The organism is Nonomuraea sp. NPDC049028 (assembly GCF_043197735.1).
In the GTDB taxonomy this organism is placed as follows: domain Bacteria; phylum Actinomycetota; class Actinomycetes; order Streptosporangiales; family Streptosporangiaceae; genus Nonomuraea.
The window spans coordinates 649,317-668,410 of the sequence record NZ_JBICTR010000001.1; the positions used below are offsets into that span (position 1 = coordinate 649,317).

A 19,094-nucleotide genomic window follows, 5' to 3' on the forward strand; every position below is an offset into this window, starting at 1 on the left:
AGCAGAGCAGGAGCTGAAGCCCTGACGTAGCGGCTGACCGGTCGCGCGCCGATCAGCCGGTGATCGGCGCGTTCACGGTCAGCACCTCCTCGCCCGCAGCTCCGGTCAGTCGGATCGAGAGCTCCCAGACGCCGGTCATCTGGAAGAACTCGCCCTCGGCGACGAAGTGGCCGGGTTCCGGCTCCCGGGCGGCGATCTCCGGCATGGCGTGGCCCATGGCGGGCATCACGGCGGACAGGGCCGCGCTGTCCGCGTCACCTGAAGTCAGCCGCACGTCCACGACGACGCGTCCCGTGGTCGGTCGTTCGATCGAGACAGTGGCGGCGTAATGCGTTCCTCTGGCGGTCACCTGGAGCGGGTCGGGGGCCGAGTTTCTTCCTACGATGAGGAACGTCACTACTGCCACCGCGAGAACGGCGACGGCCACCGCAGCCCGCTTCACTGTGAGGCTCCCGATGCCGTGACGTTGATGGTGAAAGGCGCGGTCACGATGTGGTCGCCGGTCGCGTACTGGGTCCACGCGAGGTAGCGGCCCGGCGACGGGAAGCTGAAGGTGAAGCGGAGCCGGGGGCCGGGCGTACCCATCTCGTGTACGTGGCCGAGGAAGGTGCCGTCCTGGCTGCGGATGATCAGGTGGCCGGTCATGCCCAACCAGGGGCGTGGGGTGCCGGAGGTGTTGAGTCCGATCGTCGTTGGGCGGCCCGCGACGGGAGCGGCGGGCTGCATGAGCGGCGTGACGGTCTCAACGGGCGTCTCCGCCCCAACAGAAGTGTCGCCGCTGATGCTGAACTCGCCGGTGATGAGTTGCCCGCCGGAATCCTCGCGCTCCAGTTCGGCGTACGCCAGATACCGGCCCGGCCGGTCGGCTCGCATCTTGACCTCCAGCCGGCCCGGTGCCGTGCGCAGCGGATGTATATGGCGGAAATAGCGCCCGTCCTCGCTTGTGACGATCATGTGGGCGAGGGCCTCATGGTGCAGGACGAGGTCGTCCACGGGCCTGCCGGTGGAGCCGTCGACCAGGTCGAGCCGTAACGTGAACTCCTCTCCGGCGGCCGGGCGGGCCGGGAGCGTCGCCATCCGGCCCTGCGCGAACGGGCGGCCGCCGGTCTGCGCCCCCGACGCCGCCCCAGCTCCCGCACCCGCTCCCACCGTCGGCGCCACCGTGGGTGGGGCGCCGTCGGGTGGGGCGGCGGGGAGTAGTGGCTCGAAGATGACGACCATGGCGGCGACCGTCAAACCGATCGCGGCGCCGCCGGTCAGCAGCATCGCCTGATTGCGGCGGGCCAGTGCCCCGGTGAGCAGGCCGCCGATCATCAGCAGGGCCGCCACCAGCAGGCCGCCGTAGATCAGTAGCTCTATCGCCGACCCGCGGTCCACCAGGACGCGGAACGGCACCACGGCGGTCTCGTTCCCCGCCCGTAGCGTGAGCTCGTGCGGGCCCGTCCGGTCCACCGTGAGCTGCGTGTACTGAGGCTCGTACGCGGCCCGCGCCACGCCCGTCACCGTACGCCCGTCCGCGACCGAGCGCAGCTCCAGGGCGACCGGCAGGTCGGTCACCGGCTGGAAGGCGATGACACCGACCTGCAAAGGCCCGGGCACCCGCTTCGTACCCTTGATCACGATGGTGAGCTCCGTGCCCGCGATCGTCTGGGCGATCCGCAGATCCGCTCCGACCGTGACATTGTGCGCGGCGGCCGGAGCGGCGCCCGCCAGCATCAGTACGGCGGCCAGACAGAGGACCCGGAGGACTCGGATCATGCCCGGTCGGCGTCGGCCGCGCTGGACGCAACCGGGTCAGGGTCGGTCGCGCTGGGCTGAACCGGCATGGCAGTGACCGCGCTGGGCGGAACCGGCTCCGCGTCGGCCGCGCTGGGCCGAACAGCCTCGGCAGTGACCGCGTTGGGCAGGAACAGCGCCCCGAGCGCGAGCCCAACCAGTCCGGCCACGACCGGCGCGCCGGTCCACAACTCGGTGACAGTGGGCAGCCCGCCGCCCGCCACCGACGCCGCCCCGATGTACAGCGACCAGGTGAGGAAGCCCGACAACCCGGCGAACGCCCAGTAAGCGCCCCGTCGCTCGCCCGAGGGCCTCAGCCACAGAATCAGCAGGTCGCTCACGAGGCCCGCGGCCACGAACGTCAGCAGCACCGGCAGGTTCCCGAACGCGGTCTGCGCGCCCGACATCAAGATGCCCACAGCGTGCAGGATGGTCACGCTGCCGAACGGCAAATGCCAGCGACGCGCCAGCAGCAGTACGGGGGCGAGCGTGACGACGTTGCTGATGACCATGCCGGCGGCCAGCCGGTCGGCGCCCTGGCCCTCCATGTCGGAGAAGGCCCTGACGATGCCCTCCGGGCTCCACTGCAGGGCATCGGCGTACCCCAGGAACAGCGACACCAGCGTGGTGGCGAACGCGAGCCCGATCAGCGCCGGGAGCATCCGGCCCAGCGAAGGGCTCGGGCCAAGGCCGGGGGCGTTCCACAGGGATCGGAGCGGTGTGGTGATGATGAGGAGCATCGTCACGATCAGCCCGAGGTGCGAGGGGCTGAACAGGATGTTGATGGTGGTCTCGATGCCGAGGAAGGTGTGCCACATCATGTCCAGGAGCCCGAAGACGGCGAACCCGGGGATCGCGAGCAGCCCGGCCAGGTAGCCCGTGGGCACCGCCGCGACCCCCTGGCGGCCGGTCTGGACGTTGCGCCATACCTGCCAGATGATCCAGCCGGAGACCACGGCGAACCCTGAATAGAACGCCGCGTGCCAAGGCGTGAAGAACGTCTCCAGCTGCGTCAGGTTCGAGTGCGCCCAGGCGTCGATCATCAAGCCGATGCCGAACCAGACGCCCAGCAGCGCGGTGACCAGGTCCGTTCTGGGTGACACCCACCCGCGCTGCTCTCCCGAGTCCGCGAGTAATCGGCGTATCCCAGTGTCGGTCACTGCCATGTCGAGACTCCCTTCTCCTAGATCGAATAGATCGGGTAGCTCGAATCCTGGCAGACGGAGCTGGGAGATGAGTGCCCGGGCGATGATCTTCACTAAGGTCGATCGTCATCGTCACGCATGGTTGCGCACTTCGTACGAGGCCATGCCAAGCCGTGTGAAGATCGGGGTTGACAACGATGTCATACGCGGCACTTGATAGTTCTATGTCCGCACCGCTGCTGGAAGCCCGCGGGATCGTCAAGAGTTACGGCCACGTGGAGGCGCTGCGCGGCGCGGACTTCGCGCTGCTCCCCGGCGAGGTCGTCGCGTTGGTCGGTGACAACGGCGCCGGGAAGTCGACGCTGGTCAACATCCTTTCGGGCGCCGAAGGGCCGGACGCCGGTGAGATCGTCGTGGATGGCGAGCCGGTGGAGTTCGGGTCGGTGGAGGAGGCCAGGGATGCCGGGATCGAGACGGTCTATCAGGATCTCGCGCTGTGTGCTGATCTGAGCCCGGCGGCCAATTTCTTTCTCGGCAGGGAACTGCTTCACAAGGGGCTGCGCGGTCGGCTCGGGCTGCTCGACAACGCGGCCATGCGCGCCCGTACCAGAGAGGCCTGTGAAACGCTCGGGGTGCGGCTCAAATCGCAGAGTGCGCCTGTTTCCACGTTGTCGGGTGGGCAGAGGCAGGGGGTCGCGGTCGCGCGGGCGGTGACGTGGGCGCGCAGGGTGGTGTTCATGGACGAGCCGACCGCCGCGCTCGGGGTGGTGCAGACGCAGAAGGTGCTCGATCTCATCCGCCGGGTGCGGGACACCGGGGTGGCGGTGGTGCTGGTCAGTCACAACATGCAGGACGTCAAGGCAGTGTCTGATCGGGTTGAGGTGCTGCGGCTCGGGCGGCGGGTGGCCAGGTTCGAGACGGCGCGGGTCTCGATGGAGGATCTGGTCGGCGCCATGACGGGCGCCATCGAACAAGCCACTGAGGAAGCGCTCTCGGGTCAAGGCGCTGAGCAAGCCTCCGGTCAAGCGACTGAGCCGGTCAAAGGCCAAGCCGCTGAGCCAGCGGAGGGCCAAGCCGCTGAGCAAGCGACGACCGACCAGCCGGAAATACAAAGGTGAGCGTTGTGCGGAGGCCCAAGTGAGCGTAGTTGAAACGCCGCCCGAAGCGAGCGCCCCCGAGAAGACCCGCCTGCGCGACCGCCAAGTCATCTGGATCGCCGCCGTCCTAGCCGCCCTCCTGGTCCTCTTCTCGATCCTGCGCCCAACCAGCTTCGCCACCTCCTTCAACCTCCTCAACCTCGTCAGTGACGCGGCCATCCTGCTCCTGCTCGCCACCGGCATGACCTACGTGATCATCACCGCGGGCATCGACCTCTCCGTCGGCGGTGTGCTGGTGTTCAGCGCGGTCGCGGCCACCAAACTCATGGACGCCACCGGCTCACTCCTGCTCGGCGCCGTGACCGCCGTACTGACCGGTCTGGCCTGGGGCCTGCTGAACGGCTTTCTGATCGCCAAGGGCCGCATTCCAGCGCTGATCGTGACGCTCGGCACGCTGGGCATGTCGCTCGGCGGCGCGCTGCTGCTGACCGGCGGCGTGGACCTGCGCGCGCCCGGCGATCTCAACCTCGGCCTGGGGCTGGCGCGCTGGCTCGGCGTGCCGCTGATCGCGTGGATCTGCGCCGCGATCACCCTCGTGCTCGGCGTCACGCTGACACGCACCCGGTTCGGCCGTCACACGTACGCGATCGGCTCCAACGCCAAGGCGGCCCGCCGTGGCGGCGTGGCCGTGAACAAACATTTGATCAAGGTGTACGGCCTGGCGGGGCTGCTGGCGGGCCTGGCCGGGTACCTGTCGCTCGCCAAGTACGGGATCACCGGCGTCTCCGCCCACTCCACCGACAACCTGCAGGCCATCGCGGCCGTGGTGATCGGCGGCACCTCGCTGTTCGGCGGCGTGGGGACCGTGGTCGGGACCGTCATCGGGGTGTTCATCCCGGTGGTGCTGCAGAACGGGTTCCAGATTCTCGGGGTGCGGCCGTTCTGGCAGCAGGTGGTGGTGGGCGCCGTGCTCGTCGCCGCCGTCTATGTCGACCAGTGGCAGCGCGGCAGGCGCGACCAGTAAGGAGACAGTCATGCGTAAGGCTCTGGCACTCGCGACGCTCTTGCTCACCGTCGCGGCCTGTGGTGGTGGTGGGACATCAACCCAGAGTGGGCCCACCAAGATAACGCTCGTCCAGGGGCTGGCCGGCGAGGAGTTCTACGAGACCATGGCCTGTGGCGCCAAGGCCAAGGCCAAGGAGCTGGGCGTGCAGCTCGACGTACAGGGGCCGCAGAAGTTCGATCCGACGTTGCAGACGCCGATCGTCAACTCGGTGATCGCCAGCAAGCCCAACGCCATGCTGATCGCGCCGACCGATGTGAAGGCGCTGATCGCGCCGCTCACCCAGGCCAAGCAGCAGGACATCAAGATCATTCTGGTGGACACGGTGGTCGAGGACCCGAGCATCGGGCTGTCCCGGATCAGTACCGACAACGTCAAGGGCGGCGCCGCCGCCGCGAAGGCGCTGGCCGAGCAGATCGGCGACAAGGGCAAGGCGCTGGTCATCTCCACCGACCCGGGTGTCAGCTCAGTGGACGCCCGGATCAAGGGGTTCGAGCAGGAGATCAAGGCGAGCCACCCGGGGATCTCCTACCTCGGCGTCCAGTACTCGCACAACGACGTCAGCGAAGCCTCCAAGATCGTCAACGCCGCGCTGGCCAAGGACCCGGACCTGGCCGGCATCTTCGCCACCAACCTCAACTCCGCCACCGGCGCGGGCTCCGCGCTCCAGCAGGCGGGCAAGCTGGACAAGGTGAAGATGGTCGGCTTCGACGCCGGTCCCGCACAGGTCAAGCAGCTCCAGGACGGCGTCGTGTCCGCCCTGATCGCCCAGTTGCCCGGCGAGATCGGCGCCAAGGGTGTCGAGCAGGCCGTCGCCGCGGTGAAGGGCCAGCCGGTCACCGCCTCGATCCCGACCGACGCCACGATCGTCACCAAGCAGAACCTGAACACCCCCGAGATCCAGAAGGTCCTCTACAAGGCGGGCTGCTGAGGGCGGATAGGCTGACCCGGTGCGGAGTACGAACCGGGCCGAGCAGGCAGACCAGCGCAGGGCCGAGCTCCTGGAGGCCACCCGCAAGGTGGTCCTGGAGCGCGGCCTGGCCCATACCCGGATCGCCGACATCGCCAAGTCGGTGAACGTCAGCGGCGGCCTCATCCACTATCACTTCGCCACCAAGGACGAGCTGATCACCGCCATGCTGCGGGCCACCCTCGACATCGAGGGCGCCCGCCTGGGGGAGCTGGCGGCCGGCCCCGGCACCGCGGTCGAGCGCCTGGACCGGGTTCTCCGCTATTACATCCCGGAGTCCCGTTCCGACCAGAGCTGGCTGCTGTGGATCGACGCCTGGAACACCGCCCTCCGCGAGCCGGCGGTCAGCGAGATCATGCTGGAGCTCGAGTCGGCGTGGCTGGGGGCCCTCACTCAGGTCCTCGCGGACGGTACGGAGTCGGGCGAGTTCAGCTGCGAAGACCCGGCGGCCTCCGCCGAGCGTATCGACGCCATGCTGGACGGCCTGGTCATCCGCTACACCCTCCACCCGGCGGTCCTGACCCGCTCCCGCCTGCTGGACCACGCGCACACGGCGGCGGCCAGAGAGGCCGGGATCGAGCCTTCGTCGTTCGAGTAGGGAAGGCGCTTTCCCGACGGGCCTTAAAAAAGGGGCTACGCGGGCAGTGCGGCCAGGAGGAAAGCCAGCCGGGCGGCCGCGCCCTCGACGTCGTCCGTCGTGCCGAGCCGATAGCCCCATGAGGTGATGAAACTTCCACTCTCGGAGAGAGTGACGGTTTCGGCCAGGTTCGCGGAGAAGCGATTACGCACGGACACATAAGCGGGGTCGCTGGAAAGAGCGACGTTCTGAATCGCCAGGTCGGCGTGTCGTCGCGCATACCACGCGAACCGCTCGAGGCTGAGCGCGGTGTCGAGCATCATGCATCACCTCCGCAACGTCTCGCGACAGAATTGCACGATCTTGTGGTGGGAGGCAAGCAATTGCGATGGTTAATGTGAGGATTGTTTCCGATAGTCGTCAAGAATGCGGATGATGACGTCTCGACCGGCCTCGTCGAACTCGGCGCACTTCGCGTAGTCCTCGAACGCCCGCACGTAGAAGGCGATGTCGTCGGGGTCGCGCAGCACCAGGTCCTTCGTCATGGTGGCCAGGCCGATCATGGCCTCGTTGTAGATCCAGAACCCGTTGATCGGCGAGGAGGGGATCTCGGTGCTGAACGGGATGACCCCGAACTCCACGTTCGGCAGCGTGCTCACCGCCAGCAGCCGGTCGAGCTGGCCGTGCATGACGTCGAGCGGCGCGATCCGGGTGCGCAGCGCCGACTCCGTCACGACGAACCTGAACGTACGGCTGCGGTCATAGAGGATCTCCTGGCGCTGCATCCGTACGCGAACGGCCGCGTCGATCTGGTCGGCGGCGCTGTAGAGGCGCTTGACCTTGCGGAAGACGTGCCTTGCGTACTCGGAGGTCTGCAGCAGCCCGATGACGATCGCCGGCTCGAACACCCGGAAGAGCTTGGTGCGGGCCTCCAGGTCGCGGATGTCCTCCTGGAGCGCGGCCAGGCCGCTGCGGTGCCGCTGCTTCCAGTCGTCGTGCCGCTCCAGCAGCGCGATGGACTGCCGGATCAGGTCGTCGGCCGTCTCCGAAGACGCCTGTACGGCAGCCGCCCAGACGACCACGTCGTCCTCTGTGGCGGTCTGCCGGGCGTTCTCCAGGCGTGAGACCTTCGACGGCTGCCACCGCAGCCTTTCGGCGAGCTCTTTGCCCGAAAGGTGGGCGGCTTCGCGCAACTGGCGGAGCTGGCTGCCGAGGTCGACGCGCGCCTGCTGAAACGACGTCACCGCATGAGGCTAGACCGGGTTGCGTGGATCATGCCAGACCCGGTCTGCAATTGTGATCAATCGGTCGCTGGGGGTGTCCCGTCCCTGCTCGGGAAAGCGGTTACCGGAGTTTCGGCCAGGACTCGGCGGGCTATTTCGGTAATGAGCTCGCGGGGTACCTCCACTGCCGTCTCGCCATCGAGGATGTCACGAAGGTCCGCGAGTGCTTCTTTGTCGGTGAGTTCGAGGCCCTGAACGACGATCGTGCCCCGATCGGTCTCGTACAGGGTGGGGCAGGCGCCCGCCTCCGAGGTGGAGCCGAGGAACCGCATCCGCATATCTATCCTTCCCCGAGCATCAACTGCAATTGCGCGCAATTGTATGACTCGGGCGGACACAAGTGATCGTTTTGGGAAAAATCGGTATTTAGAGCAGCCCTCCCATGAACTCCTGGGCCCTCGCGAACAGGGCCAGCGTGGTGGCGTGCAGCCGATCCCCGATGTCCTTGGGGGCCCGGCCCGCGCAGGCCCTGGCATGCGTGCCCTCCAGCACGATGCCCAGCTTGAAGCAGGCCAGCACGGCGTACCAGTCGATGGCCGACAGGTCGCGCTCCGACAGCGCCGCGTAGTAGGCGACGAGCTCTCCCGGCGGTGGCAGGCCCGGGACGTGCTCGTTGTTCGATGGCCAGGTGGCCAGCAGCCAGCCCAGGTCGAGCAGCGGGTCGCCGATGGTGCACATCTCCCAGTCGACGATCGCCGCCACCCGGGGGCCGTCGTGGGCGAACATCAGATTCGCGAAGTGGTAGTCGCCGTGCATGACCCCCGGCGTGAACGTCGCGGGCCGGTGCCACTCCAGCCACTCGGCCGTCTCGGCGAGACGCGGGATGTCGGGTCCGGGATAGCCGTCGAGCCGGCCGTACGAGTCGAGCTCCCTGAGCCAGCGCGGCACCTGCCGTTCGAGGAACCCCTCAGGCCGGCCGAAGCCGGGCAGCGCGGCGGGATCGACGCGTCCCAGCTCGGCCAGCGCGCCCGCCGCCTCCAACCCCATCCGGTGCCGGATCGCCGGGTCGGAGGCGTGCGGCTCAGGCAGTCCGTTCGACGGGTTGAAGCCGTCGACCGGCTCCATCAGGTAGTAGACCGGCTCGTCCGCCGTCTGCGCGGCCACCAGCCTCGGCGCGGGCACCGGGGTGTCGCGCAGCGCCGCGAGCACCCGCGCCTCCCGGCGCAGCACCTCGTTGCTCTGCTGCCGCGCGTGCAGGGGCGGTCTGCGCAGGATGTACGGGGTGCCGCCGCGTTCGAAGCGGACCATGACGTTCTGCGTGCCGCCGAGGACCGGGACGGCGTCGCCGATGTCGCCGCCGGGCAGGCCCTGGGCGTCCATCCAGGCGCCGAGCGCGCCGAAGTCGATGGCGCCGACGTCGATGTGGGTGGAGGTCATCGCTGCCCTTTAGTAGAATGAAGTTCTAGTACCTTATGAGAGGCACGTTCGGCCGGTCAACCGAGCGCCTGCATGTACGGCAGGAACTGGCGGGCCCGGTCGCCAGGAAGCTCGCCGCCCAGCACCATGAGCGAGACCGGCCACGGGTTGCCGATCCCGTGCGCATCCGCCCACTTGATCAGGCCGTCCTTGGCCAGGTCGATATCCAGTCGCACGACGCCGCCCACGTCCAGGGCCAGGTCGCCGATCAGCGCTTCGGCGGTCGCCTGGTCGCGTGCCACGACAGGGCCGATGACCACGTTGCCGTCGTTGCGCCACGCCTGCCCGAACCCGCCTTCGGCGACCCGTACCTGCTCCCCGAAACCGAACATGCGGCGCAGCAGCGCCGACCTGTCCGTGCCGAACACCTCCGCGTCCAGCGCCAGGATCGCGCCGAGATCCTCCTGCGTGGCGGGCCTGGTCCGGCCGGAACGCTCGCCCTGGAAGACACCGGTATGCGCGGCGACCCTGCCGACGGTACGGAAGCCGAGCCGCTCGTACAGCGGGCGCCCGTTCTCGGTCGCGTGCAGCCAGACGACGCGGTCTCCCGCCTGCCGCAGCACATGCTCCATCAGCTTGCCGGCCAATCCCTGCCTGCCGTACCTGGAGGCGGTGAGGACCATGCTGATCACGGCGTGGTCGGGGCCGTAGCGGGTCAGGATGGTCGTCGCGGCGAGGCCGTCGCCGTCGGGCGCGTCGATCCCGTACACCTCGCCGACCTCGAACAGCAGCCCCCACTTGTGCCGCTCGGGCGGCCACTCGCGGTCCTGGGCCAGGCGGGTGCAGGCGTCGAGGTCGGCTCGGGACAGCAGGCGCGGGTTCATGCCGCACATCTTTCCTGGTCCTCGGCCGCTCGTTCAAAACGATTTACTAGGCGTGTGGAATGCGTGGTGGCGGTCGATGTGGGTGGGACGACGCTGAAGGGCGGCCTCGTCGGCCGCGACGGGACTCCGCTGTACGTGGAGCGCCGGGCCACGCCGCGCGCCGAGGGCCCCGAAAGGGTGATCGCCGCCATCTCGGCGTTCGTCACGGACCTGTCCCGCGCACGCTCTTCCGGTGGTGGGGTTCTGGAGCCGGTCGCGGTGGGGCTGGCCGTGCCGGGGCTGGTGACGGCGACGCACGCGGTGTTCTCCGCCGCGATCGGCTGGCGCGACGTGCCCGTCAAGGCGTTCACCGAGGTCGACCTGCCGGTCGCGCTCGGCCACGACGTCCGTTCGGCGGGGGAGGCCGAACTGGCGTACGGCGGCGGGTCGGGAGACGTGTTGTACCTCCCCATCGGCACCGGCATCGCGGGCGCGGTGGTCCTTTCCGGCAGCCTGTACGGCGGAGCCGCCGGCTGGGCCGGCCAGATCGGCCACATCCCGGTACGGCCCGACGGTCTCCTCTGTGCCTGTGGCCAGCGCGGCTGCCTGGCTGCGTACGCCTCGGCCTCGGCCATCGCGGCCCGCTGCGGCGAGAACTCCGCCGCCGACGTGGTCGCCCGCGTGCTGACGGGCGACGCCCAGGCCGTGGCGGTCTGGGACGAGGCGGTGGAGGCGCTGACCCTGGCCCTGGCCACGTACACGCTGCTGCTCGACCCGGACCTGGTCGTCATCGGCGGCGGCCTCTCGCTGGCGGGCGACACTCTGATCGGGCCTCTCCGAGAACGGCTGCCGGACCTGCTCACCTTCCGTCGTCCACCGGCCCTGCGCGTCTCGGCCCTCGGCGTCCACGCGGGTCTCCTGGGCGCGGGCCTCCTGGGCTGGCGCGCCCAGGAGGCTCACGTATGACTCTGACCTATCGGCTGATGACACGCTCCGGCGTGTCCAGCCAGATGTGCTGGCCCTCGGGGGTGACCGTCATGCCGAACCGGTCACGGTCGGGCTCGCCCCAGCTCACCCACCGGAAGTAGGCGTCCTCGGCCTCCTGCCACACGGCCCGGTCGCCGATCTGGAAGACCTCGTAGTCGTCCCCCTTCAGCTCCCAGGTCGCCGCCGCCCACCGGTCGCTGTCGTCGATAACCCACATGCGATAGAAATCAGCCTCGCGGTAGGTGCGAGATTGCAGGCCGGTAAGCGTCGACATCGCCAGGTCGGCTCCGGCCGGTGCGTAGGCGAGGGTGCGCGGGTCGATCCTGGTGGTGGACAGTTGCGCCTGGTCGGGGTCGAAGTCGCCGATTTCGACCAACCGCTGGGAGCGCATCATCATGTACGAGGCGAAGCCGGGGAAGCGGCCGATCGCCGTGCCGTCCGGCCTGACCACGAGCCGCAGCGCATTGTTGAGGCCGAAGCCGGGACAGTATGGGGCGACGATCACCGCGCCGGGCCGGGACTGTGCTATCCAGGCGTAGGGCACGGTGTGGATGCCGCACGTGACATGCACCCGATCGAAGGGGGCGTGGCCGGGGAAGCCGTACGCGCCATCGCCGACGAGAAGATGCGGCTGTACTCCGGCGGCGACGAGGTTCTTGGCCGCTTGTTCGGCGTTGGCCCTGTCGATCTCGATCGAGGTGACGTTGGTCGCGCCGACCACGTGGGAGAGCAGAGCGGCGGTCCAGCCGGTGCCGGTGCCCACCTCGAGCACCCGATGGGCGGGTTCGGGGTCCAGCCATTGGAGCAGGTCGGCTACGGTGCTGGGCGCGGAATTGGACGAGGTGGAGCCTCTGGCGCCGAGCTGGATCTCGGTGGCACCGTCATCGAGCTGGGTGACGAGCACGCTGTCGGAGTAGACCACCTCCCACCAGGTATCGGGGTCGGCGTCGCGGTCGATGATGCTCTCACGCTCCTCCAGCCCGACGAACGCCTGAGCGATCGACGGGATGAACAGGTGACGGGGAACGGCTCGCAGCGCGCTGAGCACCCACTTGCTGCGTGGGGAAACGGCCATGATCTCGTCGAGCATCCGCTCGATTCGGCCGGGGGCGTTCACTTCTTGTCCCCGTTGTCTTTGTTGTCCTTGTTGTCGCCCTTTCCGCCGCTGTGCTTGCCGTTTCCGCCGCACAAGGTGTCTTCGTCCTTGGCCTTGGGGGCAATGTACGGCTTGTACTTCTTGGGGTCGCCTTCGTGCTTACCCATGACGATCTCCGTCGCCTAGTTAGCGACTCCGCATAGTCATCCCGCCGGTAACAATAAAACTACGGACTGTGATCAGGCAAGTGGATTCCGCTTTCAGGCCAGCAGCATCGCCGGCACGTCGACCGGCTGGGCGCGTAGCTGCTCGCCAAGGGCCTTGGCCTGGGGGTCCATGCGAGGACTGGCCGCCACGCCCCTACCCAGCAGGCCATGGACGACGAAGTTGAGCGCGTGGAGGTTCGGGAGCTCATAACGGGTGATCCGATGGGCCGCCAGCTCGGGGAGGAGCTCCTTTAGGCGGTCCGTAGTCAGGTGCGCCGCCAGCCAGTCGTACCGCTCCGCCGTGTCGACCCAGACCCCCAGGTTGGCGTTGCCGCCCTTGTCTCCCGAACGGGCACCCGCCAGGCGGCCCAGCGGGGTGCGAACCGCCGGCTGGGCGCCTGAGACCCGCGCCGGGGGCCGCCGCACGTCGTCGGCCCGCTGTGACCGCGGAGACGGGGAGGCGGTGGGAGCCATTGACTCACGGTCCGTGACTGCCGGCACCTCCTCGCCGTCCAGGAAGACCCGGGCCCGCACCTCCGCGGCCGGTATCAGCACCGGCCAGTACACCCCGTACGGCGACGCGTTGCCCGGCGGGGTGAGACCGTAGAAGCCGGGATAACCGGCCAGCCCCGTCTCCACCACGGCCGAGGAGAAGGCGCGGCCGGCCCGGCGCTGGTCGGCGTCCATGACCGTGATCCGCAGCAGCCCCCCGTCCGCGAGCGTGACGTCCACCGAGTCGAACGACTCCTTCGGCACCCTGGCCCAGATCGCCTCCTCCGCCACGCGGGCCTTGGCCTCGATGTCCAGGCCCGTCAGGACCAGCGTCATCGTGTTGCGGTAGCCGGCCAGGTAGTTGACCGCGACCTTGAGCGTGCCGGGCGGCGGCTCGCCGCGTACGCCGGAGACGCGCACCCGGTCGGGGCCGTCGTCCGACAGCATGATGGTGTCGAAGCGGGCCACGACGTCGGGCCCGAGGTAGCGGGGGCCGGCGATCTCATAGACGAGCTGGGCCGTCACCGTGCCGATCGAGACCAGGCCGCCCGTCCCCGGGTGTTTGGTGATCACGGAGGAGCCGTCGGCGTGCAGCTCGGCGATGGGGAAGCCGCAGTGCGCCAGATCCGGTACGTCCTGGAAGAACGCGTAGTTGCCGCCCGTGGCCTGGCAGCCGCATTCGATGATGTGGCCCGCGACCACCGAGCCCGCCAGGGGATCGAGGTCGCCGGGTGCCCAGCCGTACCGCCAGATGCCGGGACCCGTGACCAGGGCGGCGTCCGTGACGCGGCCGGTCACCACGACGTCGGCGCCGGCCGACAGGGCCGCCGCGATCGGGCGGCCGCCCAGGTAGGCGTTGGCGGTCAGGGGCGTCGCGGTGAGCTTCTCGCCGGTGTCGGCGTTGGTCAGGTCCAGGTCGCGGCCGGTGAGGTCGTCGCCGGTGACGTGGGCGACCCTGGGGGAGAGGCCGAGGCGGGCGGCGAGCTCGTGTACGGCGGCGGCGCACCCGGCCGGGTCCAGCCCGCCGGCGTTGGTCACGATTTTTATGCCTTTATCGAGGCAAGTGCCGAGGACCTCTTCGAGCTGGGTCAGGAACGTCGGCGCGTAGCCGGGGCGGCCCTTGAGGCGGTTGCCGGCCAGGATGAGCATCGTCAGCTCCGCCAGCCAGTCACCCGTGAGCACGTCGATCGGCCCGCCCTCGACCATCTCCCGCGCGGCCGACAGCCGGTCACCGTAGAAGCCGCTGCAGTTGGCGATGCGCAAGGTCATACGCCGGGAACCCATTTGGCCGGGCGCTTGCCCATGAAGGCCGCGATGCCTTCCTGACCCTCCTCAGAGGTGAAGCGCTGGGCGGACAGCGCGGTCATCTGCCGCAGCCCCTCCTCGAACGAAACCTGTGGCAGCTCCCTGACCAGCCGCTTCGTGATGGCCAGCGCCTCGGGGCCGCCCTTGAGCAGCATCCCGGCATAGTGCCGCACGGTCGCGTCGAGCTCCTCGGCGGGTACGGCCCGCGTCAGCAGCCCGATCTCCACCGCCCTGGCCGCGTCGAACACCTCGCCGGTCAGGAAGTACTCGGCCGCCGCCCGGGGATCGAGCCTGCGCAGGACCGGCACGGAGATCATCGCGGGCACCACGCCGAGCCGTACCTCCGTGAACGCGAAGGAGGCCGTCACCGGCGCGATGGCGAAGTCGCACGCGGCCACCAGGCCGAGCCCGCCCGCGCGGGCGGTGCCGTTCAGGCGGCAGATGACCGGCTTCGGGCTCTCCCAGATCAACGAGAGGATCTCCGGGAACGACGCCGTCACCGGCGCGTCGCCGACCCCGGAAGCGGGCTCGACGCGCTGCTCCTTCAGGTCGGCGCCCGAGCAGAACACCGGGCCCGCGCCGGTCAGCACGATCACCCGGACCTCCGGCTCGGTCAGCGCCCAGTTCAGCCGGCGTTCCAGGTCGCCGAGCAGCCGCACGGACAGCGCGTTCCTGTTGGCCGGCGAATCCAGCGTGATGGTCGCGATGCCGCCGGCCAGCTCCTTGTGGACCAGGCTCGTCATGAGTCCCCTTCCCGGATGATCGCCAGCACGGCGCCCGCCTCGACCTGCTGCCCCTTCTCGACGTGTACGCCGGAGACGACGCCCTCGGCGGGCGCGGCGATCTGATGCTCCATCTTCATCGCCTCCAGCACCAGCACCGCCTGGCCCTTCGTCACGCGGTCACCCGGTTCGACCTCGACCCGCAGCACGCTACCCGGCATGGGGGCGAGGAGTGAGCCCGGCGCGACCTGCTCGACGGGCTCGGGCAGCCGGGGTACGAGCGTCAGCTCGACGGAACCGCTGGGGGAGTCGACGCAGACCTTCCCGTCGTAGTGGGCGATGTCGAACGTGTGCCGTACGCCCCCGCTTTCCAGGACGATTCTGGACGGGTCCGCATGGACCAGCTCGATTCCGTCGGGGAGTGGCTCGTAGACGACCTCGGCCTCGTCGAAGACGGCGCGCGAGGGCTGCGACCGGACGTTGCGCCAGCCGGAGGGCAGGCTGCGCAGGACCGGCGCGGCGGCCCGGTTGGCGGCGGCCTGTGCCAGGGCGGCGGCCAGCACGGCCAGCTCATCGAGGCGTCTCAGGCCGTGCTGGTGTCCGTCCAGGAACCCGGTGTGCGTGTCTCCGGCCCTGAAGTCAGGATTTGTCAGGACGCTAAGCAGCAGATCCCTGTTTGTGGTGAGCCCGTGGATTCGAGCGCGTCGCAGCGCGGTCGTCAGCTTCCGTACCGCCTCATCCCGGGACGAGCCATGAGCGATCACTTTGGCGAGCATCGCGTCGTAATGAGCGGAGACGACCGACCCGGCCTCCACCCCCGAATCAACCCGTACGTCCCCGGGCACCTCGAACCGCCGCAGGACCCCGGTCTGCGGAAGATAGTCCCCGTCCTCCGCGTACAGCCGTACCTCTACCGCATGCCCATCAGGCGGCGGCGGAGAGCCCGGCAGCGCCAGCCCCTCGGCCACCTCGATCTGCAGCCGTACCAGGTCCACCCCATAGACCAGCTCGGTGACCGGATGCTCGACCTGGAGCCGGGTGTTCATCTCAAGGAAGGCCACCTGATCGCCCTTGACCAGGAACTCCACGGTCCCGGCACCGACGTATCCGATGGCCCCGGCCGCCCTGACCGCCGCCTCGCAGAGCTCGTCCCTGACTCGCTGGGTGATGCCGGGCGAGGGGCATTCCTCCACGACCTTCTGGTGCCGGCGCTGGATGCTGCACTCCCGCTCGCCGAGCGCCCACACGGTGCCGTGCCGGTCGGCCAGGATCTGTACCTCGACGTGCCTGGCGCCTTCGAGCAGCGGCTCGACGAACACGGTCCCGTCGCCGAACGCCGACTCGGACTCGCGCCGCGCCGACGCGATCTCCCGCTCCAGCTCGGCGGGGTCGCGCACCACCCGCATACCCCGCCCGCCACCACCGGCCGACGCCTTCACCAGCACGGGGAACCCTGTCACTGGGAACCCTGTCACTGGGAACCCTGTCACTGGGAACGCTGTCACTGGGAACTCCGTGACCGCCGCCGTCAGCGACGGCAGCACCGGCACCCCGGCCTCGCCCATCAGCCGTTTGGCCTCGATCTTCGACCCCATGGCCGCGATCGACTCCGGCGACGGACCCACCCACACCAGCCCGGCATCCAGCACAGCCTGGGCGAAGTCCGCGTTCTCCGACAGGAACCCATATCCCGGGTGCACGGCGTCGGCGCCGGCCGCCTGGCAGGCCGCCACGATCCGCTCGATGTCCAGATATGTCTCCGTAGGCTTGGCGCCGGGCAGCCGTACCGCGTAGTCGGCATCGGCCACGTGCGGCGACCCGGCGTCGGCGTCGGAGAAGACGGCCACGGTCTCGATGCCGAGCGAGCGGCAGGTACGGAAGACGCGCCGGGCGATCTCACCCCGGTTCGCGACGAGCAGACGAGTGATCACGGCCGGAACACCCCGAATCCCGCCGCCTCGGGCACCGCGGCACTGTTGATCGCCGACAGGCACAGCCCCAGCACGGTCCTGGTGTCGCGGGGGTCGATCACCCCGTCGTCATAAAGCCGCCCCGACAGGAAGAACGGCAGTGACTCCGCCTCGATCTGCGCCTCCACCATCGCCCGCATGGCCGCGTCGCCCTCCTCGTCGTACACCTGACCGCGCGCCTCGGCCGAGGCCCGCCCGACGATCGACAGCACCCCGGCGAGCTGCGCGGGCCCCATCACCGCGGACTTCGCGCTCGGCCACGCGAACAGGAACCGCGGATCGTAGGCCCGGCCGCACATCCCGTAGTTTCCGGCGCCGTAGGAGGCGCCCATAACCACGGTGAGGTGCGGCACCGTCGAGTTGGACACCGCGTTGATCATCATCGCGCCGTGCTTGATGATGCCGCCCTGCTCGTAGTCCTTGCCGACCATGTAACCGGTCGTGTTCTGGAGGAACAGCAACGGAGTGCGCGACTGGTTCGCGAGCTGGATGAACTGGGTCGCCTTCTGCGATTCCTCACTGAACAGCACCCCGCGCGCGTTGGCCAGGATCCCGACCGGATAGCCGTGCAGCCGCGCCCACCCCGTCACCAGCGAGGCCCCGTACAGCGGCTTGAACTCCTCGAACTCGCTGCCGTCCACGATCCGCGCGATCACCTCGCGCGGATCGAACGGCACCTTCAGGTCCTGCGGCACGATCCCGAGGAGCTCTTCGACCGGATATCGCGGCTCTTGTACGGCCTGAGGCTGCGTGCCGAGCTTGCGCCAGTTGAGCGACCGGACGATCTGCCTCCCGATCCGCAGCGCGTCGTGCTCGTCGAGGGCCAGGTAGTCGGCGAGGCCGCTGGTGCGCGCGTGCATGTCGGCCCCGCCGAGCGACTCGTCGTCGGACTCCTCGCCGGTCGCCATCTTGACCAGCGGCGGCCCGCCGAGGAACACCTTGGCCCGCTCCTTCACCATCACCACGTAGTCGCTCATTCCGGGCACGTAGGCGCCTCCGGCCGTGGAGTTGCCGAACACGAGCGCGATCGTCGGGATCCCCGCCGCCGACATTCGCGTCAGGTCCCGAAATATCCGCCCACCCGGGATGAAGATCTCCTTCTGCGTCGGCAGGTCCGCGCCACCGCTCTCCACCAGATTGACGTACGGCAGGCGATTCTGGAGCGCGATGTCGGCGGATCTGAGCGACTTCTTCAGCGTCCACGGGTTCGACGCGCCGCCTCTGACCGTGGGATCGTTCGCGGTGATCACGCACTCGACGCCCTCGATCACCCCGATCCCGGTGACCATGCTGGCGCCCACCGGGAACTCACTGCCCCACGCGGCCAGCGGCGACAGCTCCAGGAAGGGGGAGTCGGGATCGAGGAGCAGCTCGATCCGCTCGCGGGCCAGCAGCTTGCCCCGTTTCCGGTGCCGCTCCACGTATTTGTCGCCGCCGCCCGCGACCGCCTTGGCCTGCTCGGCCTCGAGCTCTTCCAGCTTGCCCAGCATCGCCGCGCGCCGCTCCTGATGGTCGGCGCCGCTGGGATCGAGCCTGCTCCGGATCACACGCCCTCCTGTTGCCAACTTGACGCCGATGTCAATCCGATGGCCCTGGCCCAGAGCTTGGTGAGCAGCTCCACGGCCGTCCGCTCGTCGGCCCGCTCGCCCAGGTCCAGCCAGACGTGGGCGAAGTGCTCCACCATCCCGCCCAGCATGACCGCCGTCAGCCGGGGATCGAGGGCCGGGTCGGCCAGTCCCTGCTCCTGCAACCGCCGCAGCCCCTCGGCGCCGCGCCGGACGAACACCTCGCGCAGCTCCAGCAGCAGGCCACGCAGGCCCTCCTCGGCGGTGGCGGCCTGTTCGAGCATCCTGACCAGCCGTGAGTTGGCCGCCCAGGCCCGCAGGTAGAGCCGGTTGGCCGCCTCGATGCGCGCGTACGGGTCGCCGGGAACGCCGGGACCCACGACGCTCGCCGTGAACATCTCCCCGACCGCCGCCGCCGCCACCTCGCGGAACAGGGCTTCCTTGGCGTCGAAGTAGGTGTAGAAGGTGCCGTGGGAGACGCCGGCGCGGGCGCACACGTCGTCGATGCGCACCGCCTCGTAGCCGTGCTCGTCGAACGCCTCCCGGCCCGCCCGTACGAGCGCGTCCCTCGTACGCCGTCCTCGGGCGGTCAGCTCGGACTTGACGATCACGTCAACTAGG

At 69.2% G+C, this 19,094-nt stretch carries 20 protein-coding genes; 5 read left to right on the plus strand and 15 right to left on the minus strand.

What is annotated here, in order from left to right; genetic code table 11:
* Positions 1 to 52: 52 nt before the first annotated feature.
* The 3 genes from ACGFJ2_RS02905 to ACGFJ2_RS02915 are packed head-to-tail and all read right to left on the minus strand — an operon-like array spanning position 53 to position 2,942.
* Entirely contained in the window at positions 53 to 442 is a 390-nt protein-coding gene (locus ACGFJ2_RS02905) for a hypothetical protein (RefSeq protein WP_393464002.1), read from the minus strand.
* Entirely contained in the window at positions 439 to 1,758 is a 1,320-nt protein-coding gene (locus ACGFJ2_RS02910; RefSeq protein WP_393464005.1) for a hypothetical protein, read from the minus strand. The genes ACGFJ2_RS02905 and ACGFJ2_RS02910 overlap by 4 nt, the downstream gene beginning before the upstream one ends.
* Positions 1,755 to 2,942 carry a hypothetical protein gene (locus ACGFJ2_RS02915; RefSeq protein WP_393464008.1) on the minus strand — a complete coding sequence of 396 codons (1,188 nt, stop codon included), beginning with the start codon at positions 2,940 to 2,942 and terminating at the stop codon, positions 1,755 to 1,757. The genes ACGFJ2_RS02910 and ACGFJ2_RS02915 overlap by 4 nt, the downstream gene beginning before the upstream one ends.
* 203 nt (positions 2,943 to 3,145) lie before the next feature.
* On the opposite strand from ACGFJ2_RS02915, the gene ACGFJ2_RS02920 reads away from it, so the two are divergent.
* From ACGFJ2_RS02920 to ACGFJ2_RS02935, 4 genes are read left to right on the plus strand one after another with little or no spacing between them, the layout of a single operon-like run.
* Complete coding sequence (locus ACGFJ2_RS02920) at positions 3,146 to 4,039, plus strand: ATP-binding cassette domain-containing protein (protein WP_358175881.1); 894 nt, start codon at positions 3,146 to 3,148, stop codon at positions 4,037 to 4,039.
* A 19-nt stretch (positions 4,040 to 4,058) separates the two neighbouring features.
* The gene (locus ACGFJ2_RS02925) at positions 4,059 to 5,042 is read left to right on the plus strand and encodes an ABC transporter permease (RefSeq protein WP_393464011.1); all 984 of its coding nucleotides are present in this window, start codon (positions 4,059 to 4,061) and stop codon (positions 5,040 to 5,042) included.
* Between the two features lie 10 nt (positions 5,043 to 5,052).
* Complete coding sequence (locus ACGFJ2_RS02930; RefSeq protein ID WP_393464014.1) at positions 5,053 to 6,012, plus strand: ABC transporter substrate-binding protein; 960 nt, start codon at positions 5,053 to 5,055, stop codon at positions 6,010 to 6,012.
* 19 nt (positions 6,013 to 6,031) lie between these two features.
* Entirely contained in the window at positions 6,032 to 6,649 is a 618-nt protein-coding gene (locus tag ACGFJ2_RS02935; RefSeq protein ID WP_357950992.1) for a TetR/AcrR family transcriptional regulator, read from the plus strand.
* A gap of 35 nt (positions 6,650 to 6,684) precedes the next feature.
* On the opposite strand, the gene ACGFJ2_RS02940 is transcribed toward ACGFJ2_RS02935, so the two are convergent.
* The 5 genes from ACGFJ2_RS02940 to ACGFJ2_RS02960 form a co-directional block, all read right to left on the minus strand.
* On the minus strand, positions 6,685 to 6,951 hold the full coding sequence (locus tag ACGFJ2_RS02940; protein ID WP_357950995.1) for a hypothetical protein: 267 nt from the start codon (positions 6,949 to 6,951) through the stop codon (positions 6,685 to 6,687).
* 69 nt (positions 6,952 to 7,020) lie between these two features.
* Positions 7,021 to 7,872, minus strand: coding sequence for a helix-turn-helix transcriptional regulator (locus tag ACGFJ2_RS02945; RefSeq protein WP_357950997.1), 852 nt, complete (start codon positions 7,870 to 7,872; stop codon positions 7,021 to 7,023).
* A 56-nt stretch (positions 7,873 to 7,928) separates the two neighbouring features.
* Positions 7,929 to 8,189, minus strand: coding sequence for a hypothetical protein (locus tag ACGFJ2_RS02950; protein ID WP_357950999.1), 261 nt, complete (start codon positions 8,187 to 8,189; stop codon positions 7,929 to 7,931).
* A gap of 88 nt (positions 8,190 to 8,277) precedes the next feature.
* The gene (locus ACGFJ2_RS02955; protein WP_393464019.1) at positions 8,278 to 9,288 is read right to left on the minus strand and encodes a phosphotransferase family protein; all 1,011 of its coding nucleotides are present in this window, start codon (positions 9,286 to 9,288) and stop codon (positions 8,278 to 8,280) included.
* 56 nt (positions 9,289 to 9,344) lie between these two features.
* Positions 9,345 to 10,151, minus strand: a complete 807-nt coding sequence (locus ACGFJ2_RS02960) for a GNAT family N-acetyltransferase (protein ID WP_393464022.1) — start codon at positions 10,149 to 10,151, stop codon at positions 9,345 to 9,347.
* 66 nt (positions 10,152 to 10,217) lie between these two features.
* Here ACGFJ2_RS02960 and ACGFJ2_RS02965 point away from each other — a divergent pair, with 66 nt between their 5' ends.
* Positions 10,218 to 11,096 carry an ROK family protein gene (locus ACGFJ2_RS02965; RefSeq protein WP_393464025.1) on the plus strand — a complete coding sequence of 293 codons (879 nt, stop codon included), beginning with the start codon at positions 10,218 to 10,220 and terminating at the stop codon, positions 11,094 to 11,096.
* A gap of 7 nt (positions 11,097 to 11,103) precedes the next feature.
* On the opposite strand, the gene ACGFJ2_RS02970 is transcribed toward ACGFJ2_RS02965, so the two are convergent.
* The 7 genes from ACGFJ2_RS02970 to ACGFJ2_RS03000 form a co-directional block, all read right to left on the minus strand.
* The gene (locus tag ACGFJ2_RS02970) at positions 11,104 to 12,234 is read right to left on the minus strand and encodes a methyltransferase domain-containing protein (RefSeq protein ID WP_393464028.1); all 1,131 of its coding nucleotides are present in this window, start codon (positions 12,232 to 12,234) and stop codon (positions 11,104 to 11,106) included.
* Positions 12,231 to 12,380 (minus strand): hypothetical protein, encoded by a 150-nt coding sequence (locus ACGFJ2_RS02975; protein ID WP_357951012.1) that lies wholly within the window; start codon positions 12,378 to 12,380, stop codon positions 12,231 to 12,233. Before ACGFJ2_RS02975 ends, ACGFJ2_RS02970 begins: the two co-directional genes overlap by 4 nt.
* A gap of 93 nt (positions 12,381 to 12,473) precedes the next feature.
* Entirely contained in the window at positions 12,474 to 14,180 is a 1,707-nt protein-coding gene (locus ACGFJ2_RS02980) for an acyclic terpene utilization AtuA family protein (RefSeq protein ID WP_393464030.1), read from the minus strand.
* Positions 14,177 to 14,959, minus strand: a complete 783-nt coding sequence (locus ACGFJ2_RS02985; RefSeq protein ID WP_357951017.1) for an enoyl-CoA hydratase-related protein — start codon at positions 14,957 to 14,959, stop codon at positions 14,177 to 14,179. Before ACGFJ2_RS02985 ends, ACGFJ2_RS02980 begins: the two co-directional genes overlap by 4 nt.
* Positions 14,956 to 16,869, minus strand: a complete 1,914-nt coding sequence (locus tag ACGFJ2_RS02990; protein WP_393464034.1) for a biotin carboxylase N-terminal domain-containing protein — start codon at positions 16,867 to 16,869, stop codon at positions 14,956 to 14,958. The genes ACGFJ2_RS02985 and ACGFJ2_RS02990 overlap by 4 nt, the downstream gene beginning before the upstream one ends.
* Positions 16,866 to 18,398: an acyl-CoA carboxylase subunit beta gene (locus tag ACGFJ2_RS02995; RefSeq protein WP_393465279.1), complete on the minus strand. Its 1,533-nt coding sequence runs from the start codon at positions 18,396 to 18,398 to the stop codon at positions 16,866 to 16,868. Before ACGFJ2_RS02995 ends, ACGFJ2_RS02990 begins: the two co-directional genes overlap by 4 nt.
* A gap of 53 nt (positions 18,399 to 18,451) precedes the next feature.
* Positions 18,452 to 19,084 carry a TetR/AcrR family transcriptional regulator gene (locus ACGFJ2_RS03000; protein WP_393464037.1) on the minus strand — a complete coding sequence of 211 codons (633 nt, stop codon included), beginning with the start codon at positions 19,082 to 19,084 and terminating at the stop codon, positions 18,452 to 18,454.
* Positions 19,085 to 19,094 lie beyond the last annotated feature (10 nt).